The organism is Streptomyces sp. NPDC096324 (genome assembly GCF_044763015.1).
In the GTDB taxonomy this organism is placed as follows: Bacteria; Actinomycetota; Actinomycetes; order Streptomycetales; family Streptomycetaceae; genus Streptomyces.
This window is the reverse complement of record NZ_JBIWFK010000002.1, coordinates 788,894-802,604: the sequence shown is the minus strand read 5'-3', so window position 1 is coordinate 802,604 and position 13,711 is coordinate 788,894. Positions and strand designations below refer to the sequence as shown.

The window sequence follows — 13,711 nt, the reverse complement described above, 5'->3', positions numbered from 1 at the left end:
CCCCGACCCCGGGGATCGCAGTGGGCTCGTCTCGTCCAGGAGGCTCGTATGGTACGTCCGGTCACGATCGTCACGGGGGGCAGCCGAGGCATCGGCGCCGCGACCTGTACACGGCTTGCCGCGGACGGGCACGACGTGGTCGTCGGCTACGTGAGCGACGGCGCGGCCGCCGAGCGCACCGCGGCCGCCGTCCGTGAGGCCGGGGCGAACTGTGTCACCGTACGCGTGGACACCTCCGACGAGGCCGCCGTCGAGCGGCTCTTCGACACGGCCGAGGACCGGCTGGGTCCGGTGACGGGGCTGGTGAACAGTGCCGGGGTGACCGGACCGCTCGGGCGGCTCGTGGACGCGGACGCCGCGGATCTGCGCCGCGTGGTCGAGGTCAACCTGCTCGGCACGCTGCTCTGTTCGCGCCGTGCCGCCCGGTCCATGACCGTACGGGGAGGGGGCGCCATCGTGAACGTGTCCTCGGCGGCCGCCACACTGGGCAGTCCGGGCGAGTTCGTGCACTACGCGGCGAGCAAGGCGGGCGTGGACGCGCTGACCGTGGGGCTCGCCAAGGAACTCGGTCCCGACGGCATCCGTGTCAACGCGGTCGCGCCCGGCATGATCGACACCGAGATGCACGCGACCATGGGTGATCCGGGCCGCGCCGAACGGGCCGCCTCGGCGATTCCCCTGCGTCGCGTCGGTGCCGCGGCGGAGATCGCCGCGGCCGTCGCGTGGTTGCTGTCGCCCGAGGCGTCGTACACGACGGGGGCGGTGCTTCGGGTGTCGGGCGGGCGGTGAGTCCGTGTGCGGCGGAGTGTGAACGCTGCTACGCCGCCTCGATGATCTCGCCGCGGATCGCCTCGGCCCACTTCACGATCAACAGCTCGTACTCCGCCCGCTCCTGTGCGGACAGGGAGCCGCCCGTCCGCGTCCACAGGGCGCGGATCTGTTCGTTCAACGCGGCGGCAGACCGCACGGAACCAGGCGGAGTGACTTCGGGGGACATGCGGACCAGCCTAGGCGCAAGGACTGACACTGCGCTACCGGGCGGCTACTCAGGTCGTATGTGCTGCGTCACGGTACTCACGAGAAAGGCCCCTCTGGTGGCCGAACTCCGCTTTCAGTGGCTGGAGTTGGTCCTGTGGTGGTCGGAACGGCGGCGGCGCGCGAGCGGTCAGCCGTTGGGCACGCCCGTCTCCGCCCGTTCCGCCCAGACCCGCGCCGCGAGCGTCTCCGCCTCCTCCTGAGGGATACCCGCCCGCACGAGGATGACCCCGCGGCTGCCATCCGGGAACTTCACACTGCGCGCTTCGGTACCCAACCTGCCCTGCGCGGGATCGTTCGGCATGCTCCACCTCCAGTCGGAGAGACCACGCTAAGGCTCCGCAACCCGGTCCGCAGAACGGTTCGGCCAGACGGCCCACAGCGCCCACCTGCGAGAACGTCAGCCGTCGGGGTGGGCGTCGCCCATGGCTCAGCCGGAGGACTCGGCCGCGTGCGGGCTGAGGACGTCGGTGCCGACCAGGCCGATGATGACGAATCCGAGGGCGATCCGGTACCAGACGAACGGCATGAAGCTCTTGTGGGAGATGAACTTCATGAACCAGAGACTCGGTCGACCCCTTCGGCCGCTTTGACCTGCCGGTTCCACCACTCGGCCAGGCCATCTGGGAGAGAACTGGGAGAAGTTGTCGCCCTCTCCCACCCCGTCTGCCGCGCGAAGCCCACGAAGCGCTCCTGTAGCGAATCCATCATCCGCTTCTCCATCACCGTTGTCACGTTCGAGTAGAGGCCCTCAACGCCCGCGACCTCGTGCCCCATCCGCGTCTCCACGGCGATCCGCGAGTGCACTCCGCCCGCCTCGTCGATCCACTCCTTGTGGCCATGCCGCAGCAGGTACAACCGCTTGCCCGAGTAGACCGTCTCCGGCAGCTCGGCAACCGGCCGGTGCGGCGCCACCGTCTGCCGCTGCCCGAGCCGCACCCGCTCGAACGCCTCGGAGGCCTTCCGGCCGTCGGCGATCGGCCGCCAGTAGTGGTAGGTGAAGTTCGCGTTCGCCAGCAGCCCGCCCCGGATCGACCGGAACACGAACTCACCGTCGTGACTGGCCAGCAGAAGCTCCAGCAGCTCGGCGAGGAACGGCGGCACGACGAGCGTCCGGCGGGACTCGTACTTCGGCGGGAACAGCTTCAGCTCCCCGCCCTCGCGCTGATGCTGCCACTGCACCCGCACCGCGGGCATCAGGTGGGGGCCGTAGCGCTCGACGTCTTCCACGTGCCGCTCGACGCGATCCTCGTCGTCGGGATCGTCGAGAGGGTCGGACGCCGGCCAGGCCGGGTGGGAGTAGACGCGGCGGAGCGCGTACAGCTCGGCGGGCCGCATGCCCGTCGTGGTCATCGTCCACACGAAGACGAAGCCGTCGAGGCCCCAGAAGCCGAGCGCGTTGCACGCCAGCTGGTGGACGTCCTCGATGTGCATCTCCCGCTTCCGCTCGCGCGGCTTCTTCTTGTACCGGCCGCGGCGCCCCTTGCCTCCCTTGGGGACGGGGGAGGACTTGCGGAGCTCGTCGTCGACGACGTCGTCCATCAGCATGGAGAACACGGTGAGGATCTCCTCGCCGTACTTCTCGCCGATGTTGGGCAGTGCCTTGAGCTGCTTCTTCCAGGCCCGGTAGAGGGTGGGCGTCACGTCCGCGACAGCGGTGTCTTCCCATCGGGGCAGGATGTACAGCCGCAGCATGGAGCGGATCGCCTTGTCCCGCAGGTGTCCGACGTCGAGAGTGTCCACCCAGGTCTTGGCGTACTCGCCAACGGTGACGGCGCCGTCGCGGCGGGAGTAGTAGGCGTCGTTGCGGATCTCGGCTTCGCGGTCCAGGCCGTACCTCTTGGCCGTCGCCTCGTCGGCGAACCCGCCCTGCTGATCGTAGATCCACTTGCCGCGTTCGTCCTTCTTCCGGGTGTTCCAGACGACCCGGCAGGTCTTCCCGCGCCACTCGACATAGGCCATGATCCGCCCCCTGCGGTGGTGGTTGCGGGTGGCCGGCTGGCACCCCTACCTGCCGGCCCCTCCGCTGCGGCTACTCGTGCGTGCCGATGATGCAGTTCCGGCAGGCCGAGCAGTCGCCTCCTTGACGCTTGATCAGGTCTCGCACGGCGCGGCGTGCTTGTGCGTCGTACTCGACCCGAGGCGTCGCGACACACACGATTCTCCCAGCTACCAGGCCGTGGAATCCGGAGAAGGCAGGGCCAAGGTCGACAGTGAGCAGTTCGTGCATGGGCTCCCCCTTTCGGGTGAGAGGGAACCTCCCAAGTACTCGTAGATGCTGCCACGATCACGAACTGTTGTGACCATGCTTGCCCCAAGTGACCACGGTTGAACATGTAACAAAAAGGTAACCGCAAAAGGTTGTGCTCAAGAAGCGATCAATCTCGATCAGTCGGTGGAATTTTGCCCCGTTTGATGAGCTCTTCGACTACAAGACGCTTCATCTCGCGGATCTCGCCGGAGGTGAGGGAGTCGCTGACAACGATGGCAGCGTTCTGCACGGCCGCAGCGACGTCTGCTGCGAGGTCCCCGCTCTGTACGGGTGAGATGACGGCGCCAGGGGCGGCGCCCTCGATCAGGGTTGCGGCGACTGCTCCGCCGAGGACGTCCAGGCAGCTGCCGGGGGCCCAGCCAAGGACTTCCTCAATCTTCCCGTAGGTCACGGATCGCACGGGCTTGCCGTCTTCGACCTTGCTGTACGTGTTGATCTGGATTTCCGCAGCACGCGCCACGTCGATCTTGTGCATCTTGAGGTCGACGCGCCGTTGCGCGACCTGAGTGGCGAGCCTCTGAAGTGCGGATTCGTCATGTGGGGGTGCCATGCGGCACATCATCGCAGGAGCTCTCAGGAACAGCTAGGAACAGCCAGGTTTCTGGCCGGATCCGTGACCTTAACTCAGCCTTAAACGGCTTTCGCCCCGACGCGATCTTGCGAGTATGTGCATGTTACTGCGTGGTATTGGTAGCGCAGGCTCGTAGAAACGCGTAGATTCTCTGCATGGCAAGAACCCCAGCCACCTACACGGTGCATGGGCCATCGCTCCGCGAAGAGCGCATGCGCCAAGGCCTCTCCATACAGGGCGTAGCCGCAGCCGCACGCATCAGCCGCAGCTACCTCCAGCGCCTGGAGACCGGCACCAGGGAGCGCATGGGAGCACCCCGCTACATACGGCTCCGCACAGCCCTGAAGTCCACAAACACCAAACTCCTCGCCCCATCCGAGGACCCCTGAGAAGAGAGGTGGTCATGTCCACCCCCAGCACCCCCACCCCCGCCGAAGACGCCGAGACGATGATGCGGCGCGACGGCTACCTGCCCCCCAGGGAAGCGGCCGTGGACCTCGGTTGCGGCCACCGATGGCTCCTCGACGGACTGAACCAGCACGGCTTCCCCCACACCCGAATGGGCCGGGCGAAGTGGCTCAGCCCCGAAGACCGCGCCGAGATCCGCAAGCTCTGCCGCGTGCCGGCCGAACCGGCCAAGATCTCGCGCCTCCGCCGCTCGACGCGCAAGCCGGCCCGCGCCGCCGCCTGACGGCGAAAGGCCCCTTCGCCGGATCGCACTCCAGCAGCCGGGGCCCCGCGACCCACGGGTCGCCACGTTCCACCCCTCACGAACCTCACGAAACGAAAGGGGCTTCACGTGCCTCAATCCTCTCAGACCACCGGGACTTTGACAGTCCGCGTGTGTGACCGGGGCGCCGGCCGCGAGTACGTGGGCGTCCGGATCCAGAAGGTCACGATCTCGGACCGCTGCCCGACGTGCGGCGGCCCCCGCGGCGTGACGGACGACGGCGAGAGCACCGTCCGCAACCACAACTTCCACGAGGACGGCGACTGGCTGTCCGTGGACACCTGGAAGAACCCCTGCGGCCACGTCGACATGTACTCCGCCGTGCTTCGCGAGGACCGCGACAGGGCTGCCGCCGAGCGCGACGCCGCCGACATCCGCGACATGGTCGAGGGTGGCGAACACCCGTGACCGACTACCCCGGGACCGTTGCCCGGTTCGCCCGCGAGACCGCCTGCGGCTGGAACCCGGCCGAGGCCACAACGGACTGCGACTGGGACCGCGACTGCCCGATCCACGGCGCAGAGCCGGACCTGGACGCCACGGTCGCAGCAGTCGGGGCCCTGCCCATGCCGGTCGGTGACGAGGAGCCGGTCCGGTGACCCGCCGAATCGCCGACCTGGACGTAACGCTGCCGACCCTCCGCGAGCGGATGGCAGCCCTGGTCGAGAAGCAGCGGCAGGCCGCGGCAGACGAGCGGCGCCGGCAGAAGCGGGATGAGTCGGTCGCCCGCCTGCGACTCATCCTCGCCGAGCAGCCCCACGTGAAGGCCACGCCCGGCGAGGCGGCCGAACTGCGGCACCTGCTGCACGACGCCGACCCCGACGCCACCGTCCCTGCCTTCCCCTACCCGACCTCGCTGGAGGCGTCGTGAGCAACACCCGCGTATCGCAGGCGATCGTGTTCGTGGGCGACAACACCGACGACATCGTCCTCGACGCCACGAACGGTGCACTCACCGTCGGCCTCGGTCTCGCGGTCGCCCTCAACCTCGATGGTGCCGACCAGAACACCCTGGACAAGCTGGCCGTCGTCTTCGCCCATGCCGCAGCCGTCAGCCGCAACCGCAGCCTCCGGCAGGTGGCGTAATGACCATCCTCCTCGACGGCACGGAGATCGACCTCGACCGGGTTCAGATCGCCTTGGACGGCACGCGCTGGCTGTGGACGTGCGAGCACACCGAGTCCGGCGACCCGCTGATGCTCCGCACCGGCAAAGCCAGCGCCGGGATCCTGCCGCTGCCCGACGTGTACGCCGCCCACGGCCCGCTCGTACCCGTACCGCAGCCGACGACCGCCGCCCTGTACCGGCAAGCCCTGGAAGCCGCGCCGTGACCGCCCCGCTGCCGTCGTCGCGCCTGTCGCCGACCGCTGGCTTCACCAACGCGCTCTACCGCCTCTACATCCGCCGGGCAGCCGCCCGCATCACCGCACAGCGGGCCGAACTCGCCGCCCTCACCGCCCAGCAGGAACGCCTGAAAGGAGCCCGGTCGTGACCGCCGTCGACACCGTCCGCAGCGTCGTCTCCCACCGCGGCCTGTCCTGCCTCGACCTGCACCGCCTCCTTGGCGAGGCCGAGCGGCAGGTGCAGGAGCTGGCCCCGCGCGCCGAGCAGGCGACCGCTCTGGCGGCCCGCTTCGACGGGCAGGCCCGCACGATCCGCAGCCTCCGCGAGCAGCTGGCGAAGGCGAGGGAGATCCGTGCCGAGGTGAATGCCAAGGCCGGACGCTGCGACGAAGCCGAAGCGCGGGCCGAAGGCTTGGAGCGGCAGCTCGCCCGGCAGGCGGCCGAGCTGGTGGCGTTGCGCGCCTTCAAGGCGAACGTCAACTCCGTCATCCCGCTGGCCTACCAGGCGCCCGCCGCCCCGCCGGCTGGCCGCTTCGAGAGCGGCAGCCCGGTCCGGCTCGGCGCCTCTCCGCTGGCCGTCACCGACCCGGGCCACGTACCGGACGGCTCCAACGCCGACACCCAGCAGATCCCCACCCTAACCGCCGATGAGCCCGCTAAGGAGGTGGCATAGATGCTCGACCTCGCAACCGTCACAGACCCGGACGCCGCCGCGTTCTTCGCAGACGCCAAAGCCGCCCTGACGAGCAACCAGCCCGACACCACGACCGCACCCAAGCCTGTAGCCCTCATCCTTGCCGACCTGCAGGGCATGCCCAACGGTCCCCTGCCGGACCGGGACTCGATCAATGACTGGTCCATGAAGTCGTTCGACGACTACTTCACCGCCACCGCCCGGCACAGCGCCCGCACGTTCGCCCAGCGGGCAGCCGAATGCGAAGCGACCGGGCGCTGGGCGAAGGACTGGCACAGGCACCGGGGAGCCTCGGTGCTCTCCCTGCTGGCCGCGGCCGAGACCTCGGCGCCGGTCGAGGATCGGTCATGGCATGCGGCCCGCCTCGACGCCTACGTCGAACTCCACGGACTGCGCGGCTGGCACCGCTACACCGATCGGCACGGCAAGCACTGCATCCAGATCAACCTGATTCGCAAGCGTGAGGACGGCGAACACGGCCGGCACTACGTGCACGCCGCTGACCACATGCACGGGCCGTGCCGCTTCTGGGTCGTCGACCGGGACACCCATCGCACCGTCTACCGGTCCTTTGCGAGCCGCATCGCACAGCAGTGGATCGACGAGCGGGAGGCCGCCACCTGATCGTCCGGCTGGCCGGTGCCGCGTCTCCCGGCCAGCCGGCGCCCAAGAAGAACCCCCGAGCGCTAGAGACGCCCGGGGATCCGACACCAGCATCGCATGGAGGAATCCCATGATCGGTGAGACCACCGACTACACGATGATCGTGCACGGTCAGCAGAAGCACACCGTTCCCGGAGCCGTTCAGGCTGCGCCCGGACTGGTCGTCTTCCGAATGCCCGCCAACCAGACCCTGAACGACCCGGCCCGCTGGCGGATCGGCCACCACGAAGGCCTCGCCATCGCCGAAGCCATGCGCCGCGAAGACGCGTTCAAAGGCGTCGCCATCCTCGTCGACTCCGGCATCGACTGGACACAGGACACGGCCGCCATCAAGGAAGCAGTCAGCGACCAGGCCGCCCGCGACCTCTACGCCAAGCTCAGCTTCGCCTGGTGCGACGAGCCCGGCAGCAACTACATGCCTGGCGACGTCAGCAGCAACGGCACCTACAGCGACGCCGACATCGAAGCCGCAGCAGCCGAGGCCAAGGCGGAGGGCTTCAACGCCCTCGACGTCCTCGTCGCCATGACGGACGCCGTGCCGTGGATGGGCCTCGACACCGAGGACTTCAACGAAGCCCACAACCGGATCGCCGAAGCGGCGGGTGCCAACTGATGGCCCGCTTCCTCCTCGGCCTGATCGTCGGCGTCGCCTCATCCGGCATCGCATGGGCTCTCACGCACAGCCTGCACTGGACCGCGATCGTCGGCCTGGTCGTCCTGGCCCTGGCCTGGTTCGGCGAGTTCATCCTCGACGACCTCCTCTGATCCACAACTCCACCAGCCGGCGCGTCGAGTCTTCCCCCTAGCTCCGCGCCTCCCAGGGCGTCTCGCCCCGCACCACCCCCCCCCGGTCGGGGCGAGACGCCCGCCCAACCGCACGCCCGAAAGGGAATCCCATGAGCACCCCAAACAGCATCGTTCCCTCCGAAACCGCGCGTCACGTCCTGTGGATGTTCGGACGCGAAGGCGGCTACAGGCCCGGAAGCTTCACGCAGCGCCTGCTCGAGCTGCTCGCCCACGCCGACAACGTCAACATGGCCAAGCTCGCCCTGAGCTACCCGGCCGAAGCCGAAGCCGTCCGCATGGCGCAGTACGACGAGGACGGCGTCGCCAGGCTGTACGCGATCGCCAGCGGCGAGGTGGCCGCGTGAGCACCCTCACCTATCCCTCCGGGGCCACCGTCGTCCTCGGCCCGGACCCCGACCCTTCGGAGTGGCACGCCGTCCGCGCCACCGGCATCGGCGGATCCGACATCGCCGCGATCTGCGGCCTCAACCCGTACACCAGCCCGCTGGAAATCTGGTTCAAGAAGATCGGCCAGGCCATCCCCCGCCGCAACGACGAAGTCCTCTCGGAGGCCGCCGAGATGGGGCACGAACTCGAGCCCGTCGTCGCCCGCCGCTTCACCAAGGCGACCGGACTGCCAGCCCTCAGCAACCCGGGCACCCTGCGCCTGCCGGACATCCCCTGGGCTCTGGTCAACCTCGACAGGGCGACCGTCGAGGACAGCCAGATGGGCGCCCTCGAGCTCAAGACCCGCAGCTCCTACGCCCTCAACGAGTGGCTGGAGGAGACCCCGGTCGACGTGCAAGTGCAAGTCCAGTGGCAGCTGATGGTCACCGGCTGGAGCTTCGGCTACACCGCGGCCCTGATCGGCGGACAACGCACCATCGTCCACCGCATCGAGCGCGACGAGAAGCTCATCGACGACCTCCTCGCCATCGCCGCCGAGTTCTGGGGCCAGGTCGAGACCGGCACCCAGCCAGCCCTCGACGGCAGCGTCGCCACCGGCCAGCTCCTCGACCGCCTGCACGCCAACCCGACCCGCAAGGACGTCATCGCAGACGCCGCCGAGGTCGAGAAGTGGCTGAACATCCGGCGCACCGCCAAAGAGCAGCTCGAGGCCGCCGAGATCGCTGCGACCGAGGCAGACAACCACCTCAAGGCGATAGCAGGCGACGGCACCGACGTCTACATCCGCGGCGAACTCGCCTACACCTGGCGTCCCCGTAAGGGCCAGATCAGCTGGAAGACCGCCGCCCTCGACCTCGAGCCCGACCTGGATCCCGAGCCGTACCGCGGCGAAGACACGCGCGCTCTCAACATCGTGATGGAGAACCTGTGACCGACAACGCCCGCAACGCTGTGGCCCGCCGCGCCGAGAACGTCGGCCAGCTCGAGCAGAACGGTCAGCAGCAGAAGCCGACCATGGCGCAGCAGATCGAGCGAATGAAGCCGGAGCTCGCCCGCGCTCTCCCGAAGCACATGGACGCGGACCGCATGGCCCGTATCGCCCTGACGCTGATCCGTAAGAACCCCGACCTGGCCGACTGCACCACGGAGTCCTTCCTCGGCGCGCTGATGACCTGCAGCCAGCTCGGCTTCGAGCCGGGCTCTCCGACCGGGGAGGCGTACATCATTCCCCGCAAGGGAGAGGCCGAGTTCCAGCTCGGCTACCAGGGCATGGTGACGCTCTTCTACCAGCACCCGATGGCGTCCTCGGTGAAGGTCGAGACCGTCCGGGAGAACGACTACTTCGAGCACGAGGAAGGCCTCGAGGAGAAGCTCGTTCACCGGCCCTGCAAGACCGGACCGCGCGGCAAGGCAGTGGCCTACTACTCCGTCGCCCGCCTGATCAACGGCGGACGGACGTTCAAGGTCATGTACCCGGCGGAGATCGAAGAGCGGCGCCAGAAGATGCAGTCCGGCAACAGCCCGGCCTGGCGCAACCACTACGACGAGCAGGCCAAGAAGACCGTCCTGCGGAACCACTTCAAGGCCCTGCCGAAGAGCGCGTCACTCGCCCGCGCCATGGCCCACGACGGCACCGTGCGCACCGATCTTGCGCCGGACGCCATCGACGTACCTCCCGAGTACCTCAGCGAGCCGCAGCGCCCCGAACTCGGCGCCAGCAGCGGCAACTAGCCCGCACACGCCAAGGACCGGCCGCGGGCAATGCGGCCGGTCCCTGAACCCAGGAGACCACGACGTGACTGACAACTCGACCACCACCCCCGCCGACGACTTGATCGGCACCGCCCGCCGCTCCCCGAACGGGACCCGCCTCGCCATCCTCTGGCCGTCCCCGCCGCACCCCGCCCGCTGGATGGTCACCGACCGCTGGGGCTCCACCGGCTACGAGACCGACGACGTCGTCGCCGACTGGCCCGTCGTCGGCTCCGTCCCCTACAGCCCGGCCGCAGGCATGGAACTCACCGAGATCGAGGTGGCCCGATGACCCGCCGCCTGTCTCTCGCCGAGCGCCTCGCCGCCGACGGCAAGGACCTGCTCCTCGACGAGATCGTGAAGCAGTCCGAGTGGTCCCTGTTCCTGGTCGAGCAGGCTGTCCTTCACTTCGGCAGCCAGCAGGACGAGTTCTCCTGCAACGACCTCCGCGACCTTCTGCCGGACCTCGGGCACGGCTTCCTCGGCGCCGCTATCAACGCGATGCGTGCCGGCGGACTCATCGCCCACACCGGCCGGATGGTGCCGTCCACGCAGGCCAACACCCACGCCCACCGCATCGCCGTCTGGCAGCTCACCGCCAAGGGCCGCGGTATCGCCGCCGCCCGCAAGACCGCCGCCCGCATCAAGGCCGGCATCGAGCAGCGGACGGAGGCTGCCTGATGGACCGTCTCCAGCACCTCAACCTCGGCTGGCTGTACGTCGCCCTCATCGCCGCCGGAGCCATCGGCGGCGCACTGGGTGCCGCCCTGTCCCTCCTCGCCGACCGCAAGCCCGGGAGGCGGACGTGAGCCCCATCGCCGACTGGCTCCTCAACGAGGCGATCGTCTTCGTCCCCGGCGTCCTGCTCGTCCTCGTCTGCCGGCAGGTGTGGCGGGCCCTCGCAGCCGCCGGGCGGCTGATCGACAACATCCTCGCCGAACAGGCAGCCCGCGACACCAGCACCGGAGAGGAGACGCCGTGACCACCGCCGCCATCCCCGCCGAAGCCCTCGAACACGGAGACCCGCGCCGCTACCGCCGCGGCTGCAAGTGCGCGAAGTGCAAGGCCGGCGCCAACGCGCAGAACATCCGCAACCGCTACCTGCGCCAGACCGGCCGCGGCATCCAGCGCCGACCCGAACGGGCCGCCAACCACGTCCTGCTCCTGCGGGCTGCAGGCCTCGACGACAAGACCATCCGCAAGCAGTCAGGCGTCTGCCCCGACGTCCTCTACCGGATCATGCGGCGCGAAGGCACCGTCCACGTCGCCACCGAGAAGCGCATCCTCTCCGTGCCGATCCCGCGAGGGAAGACCGGCCCGACCGAATCCCGCGCCTACATCCCCGGCCTCGGCACCCAGCGCCGCCTGCGCGCCCTCGTCGCGGCCGGCTGGTACTCCGCCGAACTCGCCCGCCGCCTGGGCAAAGACCGCGAGAACATCAACCAACTGATCAAGGGCCGATCGGGCGGCCGGGTCGCCATGTTCCAGGCCGACCAGATCCGCGACCTCTACGCGGAACTCTGCGACCAGAAGCCCGAAGAGCACGGCCTGCCCAGTTACTACGCCGAACGCGCCCGGAAGATGGCCGCCGACCGCGGCTGGGCGCCGCCGCCCTACTGGGACGAAGACGACTTCGACAACCCGGACTTCACGCCGGCCCTCCGCGACGACCAGCTCGGCATGCACCAGCTGGGCGCCCTCCGCCGCGCCGAGATCGCCCACCTCATCACGTTCAACCTCTCCCACGCCGACATCGCCGCGCGCCTCGGCATGGCCGAGGGCTACGTCCGCGACATCGCCCGCGAGATCAACACCGGCCAGCGGCGCATCCGGCCCGCCGAAGGCCCCGCGGCCAGCCCGTACCTCAAGGCCGCCTAGCCCGCACACGACAAAGCCCCGCCGAAAGGCGGGGCCCGGAGGAAGGGACCGGAGAGCGTGCTGAACAACCAGATCGTCATCACAGACGGTGCCGTCTGTCCCCGCGCCGTGCGGAATGACAAGGGCGTTGTCGACGCGAACGAGCTGACCGCTGATGAGTGGACGCAGCTGCGCGCCCGGAACGTGAACTCGCCGAAGGCCAAGCTCGTGCAGTGCGCGAAGTGCTGGGAGCTGTACCGCGAGGTGCAGTGGATGAGGACGTACAGCACAGGCCGTGGCACCCGAGTCGTCAGCCACCAGCCGGGCGAGTCACGGCCCGACCACGACTACGAGCCGGTCGAGTCGGAAGAACACCGCGCATTCAACGATCGCGCATTCATGATCGGTGACGCCGAGGGCTACAACCCGAGGCGAGAAGCGTGGGCGCCGAACATGAAGACCCGCGCCGACGTTCTCCTGACCGGCACGCTCACGATCGCCTACGAGCACCAGCACTCCCCGTTCAGCGCCACCGGCCGCTACAGCGCACCCGAGCGGACACGCCTCGCCGCGACCGTCGGCCGCACCGCTATGTGGCACTCGACCAGCGACAAGGTGCGGGGCCAGGTTCCCATCCTGCGTACCGATGGCGGTCTCCCAGCAAAGGTGATCGCGAATCCGAACTATCGGCACGAGTTCCGCGGCGGTATCTACCGCATAGAGGTCTACACCTGCACCGTCCGTAACGGCTACGAGTGCCCGAACGGCAAGTTCAGCGGCTGCGGCAAGCCGCACGCCCGCGGGCAGGTCACGGCCGGCCAGCTGGATGACGTGCTCCGCGGCGCGCCCGTCGGCGCGTACATGCCGGTTATGGATGCCCAGGTGCTTCGGGCGCCGCGGTTCTTCTGGACCGACATGGCGTCCTACGGCCAGTACCTCGCTTACATAGCCAGCCCGGCTGTTTCACAGTCCGGCGGTTCACCGGCGCCGGGGGAGCGGACTCGGAAGGGCGGGCGCGCGGGGCACTCCCGCGCCAAGGAAGCCCAGCTCGAAGCGATGCGCCTCCAGGCCGTCGACCTGTCGACGTCGCCGCGGGAAGCCGGCCCGGCTTCGCATCTGGTCGCGCCTGCCATTCCGAGCCCGGTGCCCGGGGTGTGCGACACCGGCCGGCCGAAGTGCGGCGGCCCGGCGCGCTTCTACCCGGCCGGATGGCGCTGCGACGACCACCGGCCCACGACGCCCTGGCGCTCGGCCAGCTGACACGACGAAGGCCCCGTCGTCGCGGGGCCATGGAGAGGAGGAGGGATGCGATCAGTCGGATTCGGCAGCGTCAGATGCTGCTTCCCTCTGCGCCTCGATGGCTTCGGCGTCGGGCACCGGAACGATCGCAGCAACGCGCCGTCCGCGGCTGGTCACGTAGGTGATCCGGCTGTACACGGCGGTCTCGTTGACGACATCGGACAGCGACGCCCGCAGTTCGCGGATGCCGATCTCGGCGCTTGTGTTCGCAGGCATGCACCCATGGTAGCTGATGTACGCTCGCGTACCCAAGTGTACACTTATGGCTGCAAGGTGATCGCAAGAAAGCCGCCCTAGAGGG

General features: G+C 69.0%; 27 protein-coding genes and 1 pseudogene. 22 read left to right on the top strand and 6 right to left on the bottom strand.

Features of this window, described 5'->3' with window-relative positions; all coding sequences use genetic code 11:
• The first annotated feature begins 48 nt into the window (after positions 1–48).
• Positions 49–789 carry an SDR family oxidoreductase gene (locus ACIQ7M_RS07275; RefSeq protein ID WP_355768596.1) on the top strand — a complete coding sequence of 247 codons (741 nt, stop codon included), beginning with the start codon at positions 49–51 and terminating at the stop codon, positions 787–789.
• Between the two features lie 28 nt (positions 790–817).
• On the opposite strand, the gene ACIQ7M_RS07270 is transcribed toward ACIQ7M_RS07275, so the two are convergent.
• The 5 genes and pseudogenes from ACIQ7M_RS07270 to ACIQ7M_RS07250 form a co-directional block, all read right to left on the bottom strand.
• Positions 818–997, bottom strand: a complete 180-nt coding sequence (locus ACIQ7M_RS07270) for a hypothetical protein (protein WP_078943018.1) — start codon at positions 995–997, stop codon at positions 818–820.
• 168 nt (positions 998–1,165) lie between these two features.
• A complete protein-coding gene (locus ACIQ7M_RS07265) occupies positions 1,166–1,339 on the bottom strand; it encodes a hypothetical protein (protein ID WP_355768599.1) in 174 nt (57 codons plus the stop codon).
• Between the two features lie 126 nt (positions 1,340–1,465).
• Positions 1,466–1,597: pseudogene (locus ACIQ7M_RS07260) on the bottom strand (undecaprenyl-diphosphatase); the annotation flags it as partial.
• Entirely contained in the window at positions 1,588–2,997 is a 1,410-nt protein-coding gene (locus ACIQ7M_RS07255; protein ID WP_403640788.1) for an integrase, read from the bottom strand. The gene ACIQ7M_RS07255 and the pseudogene ACIQ7M_RS07260, both read right to left, overlap by 10 nt.
• A 416-nt stretch (positions 2,998–3,413) precedes the next feature.
• Positions 3,414–3,857 carry a hypothetical protein gene (locus ACIQ7M_RS07250; RefSeq protein WP_403640785.1) on the bottom strand — a complete coding sequence of 148 codons (444 nt, stop codon included), beginning with the start codon at positions 3,855–3,857 and terminating at the stop codon, positions 3,414–3,416.
• 176 nt (positions 3,858–4,033) lie between these two features.
• On the opposite strand from ACIQ7M_RS07250, the gene ACIQ7M_RS07245 reads away from it, so the two are divergent.
• The 21 genes from ACIQ7M_RS07245 (at position 4,034) to ACIQ7M_RS07145 (ending at position 13,371) form a co-directional block, all read left to right on the top strand.
• The gene (locus tag ACIQ7M_RS07245; RefSeq protein WP_403640782.1) at positions 4,034–4,267 is read left to right on the top strand and encodes a helix-turn-helix domain-containing protein; all 234 of its coding nucleotides are present in this window, start codon (positions 4,034–4,036) and stop codon (positions 4,265–4,267) included.
• 14 nt (positions 4,268–4,281) lie between these two features.
• Positions 4,282–4,569, top strand: coding sequence for a hypothetical protein (locus ACIQ7M_RS07240; protein ID WP_403640779.1), 288 nt, complete (start codon positions 4,282–4,284; stop codon positions 4,567–4,569).
• A gap of 150 nt (positions 4,570–4,719) precedes the next feature.
• On the top strand, positions 4,720–5,016 hold the full coding sequence (locus tag ACIQ7M_RS07235; RefSeq protein ID WP_403640776.1) for a hypothetical protein: 297 nt from the start codon (positions 4,720–4,722) through the stop codon (positions 5,014–5,016).
• Positions 5,013–5,207: a hypothetical protein gene (locus ACIQ7M_RS07230; protein WP_403640773.1), complete on the top strand. Its 195-nt coding sequence runs from the start codon at positions 5,013–5,015 to the stop codon at positions 5,205–5,207. Before ACIQ7M_RS07235 ends, ACIQ7M_RS07230 begins: the two co-directional genes overlap by 4 nt.
• Positions 5,204–5,479: a hypothetical protein gene (locus ACIQ7M_RS07225; protein ID WP_403640770.1), complete on the top strand. Its 276-nt coding sequence runs from the start codon at positions 5,204–5,206 to the stop codon at positions 5,477–5,479. Before ACIQ7M_RS07230 ends, ACIQ7M_RS07225 begins: the two co-directional genes overlap by 4 nt.
• Positions 5,476–5,694 (top strand): hypothetical protein, encoded by a 219-nt coding sequence (locus ACIQ7M_RS07220; protein ID WP_403640767.1) that lies wholly within the window; start codon positions 5,476–5,478, stop codon positions 5,692–5,694. The genes ACIQ7M_RS07225 and ACIQ7M_RS07220 overlap by 4 nt, the downstream gene beginning before the upstream one ends.
• Positions 5,694–5,939 carry a phiSA1p31-related protein gene (locus tag ACIQ7M_RS07215; RefSeq protein WP_403640765.1) on the top strand — a complete coding sequence of 82 codons (246 nt, stop codon included), beginning with the start codon at positions 5,694–5,696 and terminating at the stop codon, positions 5,937–5,939. Before ACIQ7M_RS07220 ends, ACIQ7M_RS07215 begins: the two co-directional genes overlap by 1 nt.
• On the top strand, positions 5,936–6,100 hold the full coding sequence (locus ACIQ7M_RS07210; RefSeq protein ID WP_403640763.1) for a hypothetical protein: 165 nt from the start codon (positions 5,936–5,938) through the stop codon (positions 6,098–6,100). The genes ACIQ7M_RS07215 and ACIQ7M_RS07210 overlap by 4 nt, the downstream gene beginning before the upstream one ends.
• The gene (locus ACIQ7M_RS07205; protein WP_403640760.1) at positions 6,097–6,624 is read left to right on the top strand and encodes a hypothetical protein; all 528 of its coding nucleotides are present in this window, start codon (positions 6,097–6,099) and stop codon (positions 6,622–6,624) included. The genes ACIQ7M_RS07210 and ACIQ7M_RS07205 overlap by 4 nt, the downstream gene beginning before the upstream one ends.
• Complete coding sequence (locus tag ACIQ7M_RS07200) at positions 6,625–7,269, top strand: hypothetical protein (RefSeq protein WP_403640757.1); 645 nt, start codon at positions 6,625–6,627, stop codon at positions 7,267–7,269. It begins immediately after the preceding gene.
• Between the two features lie 109 nt (positions 7,270–7,378).
• Complete coding sequence (locus ACIQ7M_RS07195) at positions 7,379–7,921, top strand: hypothetical protein (protein ID WP_403640754.1); 543 nt, start codon at positions 7,379–7,381, stop codon at positions 7,919–7,921.
• Complete coding sequence (locus ACIQ7M_RS07190; RefSeq protein ID WP_403640751.1) at positions 7,921–8,073, top strand: hypothetical protein; 153 nt, start codon at positions 7,921–7,923, stop codon at positions 8,071–8,073. The genes ACIQ7M_RS07195 and ACIQ7M_RS07190 overlap by 1 nt, the downstream gene beginning before the upstream one ends.
• 131 nt (positions 8,074–8,204) lie before the next feature.
• On the top strand, positions 8,205–8,459 hold the full coding sequence (locus tag ACIQ7M_RS07185) for a hypothetical protein (RefSeq protein WP_403640748.1): 255 nt from the start codon (positions 8,205–8,207) through the stop codon (positions 8,457–8,459).
• Positions 8,456–9,433: a YqaJ viral recombinase family protein gene (locus tag ACIQ7M_RS07180; RefSeq protein ID WP_403640745.1), complete on the top strand. Its 978-nt coding sequence runs from the start codon at positions 8,456–8,458 to the stop codon at positions 9,431–9,433. Before ACIQ7M_RS07185 ends, ACIQ7M_RS07180 begins: the two co-directional genes overlap by 4 nt.
• Positions 9,430–10,233, top strand: a complete 804-nt coding sequence (locus ACIQ7M_RS07175; protein WP_403640742.1) for a recombinase RecT — start codon at positions 9,430–9,432, stop codon at positions 10,231–10,233. The genes ACIQ7M_RS07180 and ACIQ7M_RS07175 overlap by 4 nt, the downstream gene beginning before the upstream one ends.
• Before the next feature lie 64 nt (positions 10,234–10,297).
• Entirely contained in the window at positions 10,298–10,546 is a 249-nt protein-coding gene (locus tag ACIQ7M_RS07170) for a hypothetical protein (RefSeq protein ID WP_403640739.1), read from the top strand.
• Positions 10,543–10,935 carry a hypothetical protein gene (locus tag ACIQ7M_RS07165; RefSeq protein ID WP_403640736.1) on the top strand — a complete coding sequence of 131 codons (393 nt, stop codon included), beginning with the start codon at positions 10,543–10,545 and terminating at the stop codon, positions 10,933–10,935. Before ACIQ7M_RS07170 ends, ACIQ7M_RS07165 begins: the two co-directional genes overlap by 4 nt.
• Positions 10,935–11,063: a hypothetical protein gene (locus tag ACIQ7M_RS07160; RefSeq protein ID WP_403640733.1), complete on the top strand. Its 129-nt coding sequence runs from the start codon at positions 10,935–10,937 to the stop codon at positions 11,061–11,063. The genes ACIQ7M_RS07165 and ACIQ7M_RS07160 overlap by 1 nt, the downstream gene beginning before the upstream one ends.
• A complete protein-coding gene (locus ACIQ7M_RS07155; protein WP_403640730.1) occupies positions 11,060–11,236 on the top strand; it encodes a hypothetical protein in 177 nt (58 codons plus the stop codon). The genes ACIQ7M_RS07160 and ACIQ7M_RS07155 overlap by 4 nt, the downstream gene beginning before the upstream one ends.
• A complete protein-coding gene (locus tag ACIQ7M_RS07150; RefSeq protein WP_403640727.1) occupies positions 11,233–12,132 on the top strand; it encodes a hypothetical protein in 900 nt (299 codons plus the stop codon). Before ACIQ7M_RS07155 ends, ACIQ7M_RS07150 begins: the two co-directional genes overlap by 4 nt.
• A gap of 57 nt (positions 12,133–12,189) precedes the next feature.
• Positions 12,190–13,371: a hypothetical protein gene (locus ACIQ7M_RS07145; protein WP_403640724.1), complete on the top strand. Its 1,182-nt coding sequence runs from the start codon at positions 12,190–12,192 to the stop codon at positions 13,369–13,371.
• 51 nt (positions 13,372–13,422) lie between these two features.
• Here ACIQ7M_RS07145 and ACIQ7M_RS07140 read toward each other — a convergent pair whose 3' ends face one another.
• The gene (locus ACIQ7M_RS07140) at positions 13,423–13,626 is read right to left on the bottom strand and encodes a type II toxin-antitoxin system prevent-host-death family antitoxin (protein WP_403640721.1); all 204 of its coding nucleotides are present in this window, start codon (positions 13,624–13,626) and stop codon (positions 13,423–13,425) included.
• Between the last annotated feature and the right edge of the window lie 85 nt (positions 13,627–13,711).